This window comes from Arthrobacter halodurans, from assembly GCF_041877255.1.
GTDB lineage: Bacteria > Actinomycetota > Actinomycetes > Actinomycetales > Micrococcaceae > Arthrobacter_N > Arthrobacter_N halodurans.
The window spans coordinates 1-219 of record NZ_JBHDLJ010000052.1 but is presented as its reverse complement, the minus strand read 5'-3'; the positions used below and the strand labels follow the sequence as shown (position 1 = coordinate 219).

1 protein-coding gene is annotated in these 219 nt (G+C 67.6%); it reads right to left on the bottom strand.

The window, feature by feature from the left end; all coding sequences use genetic code 11:
• Positions 1–219 (bottom strand): SH3 domain-containing protein (locus tag ACETWP_RS17395; RefSeq protein WP_373973543.1); only part of this gene is annotated, 219 nt, incomplete at both ends.

Sequence of the window (219 nt, the reverse complement as noted above, 5' to 3'; positions counted from 1 at the left end):
TGCCGAGGCGCGCATGCTCTGGTTGCCCACGACCTGCATCGTCTTGTCCCTGACGTCCACGACCTTCGGCTTCGGCGGGGCGACCGGGGTCTTCAGGGCGTAGGAGGGCATCCAGCCGGACCGGCCCGCGTAGGAGACCTTGGACCAGGACGCGTACGTGTGGGTCACGGTGACCTTCACACCCTGCTTCACCGAGGCGACGGCCTTGGCCGTCGAGTA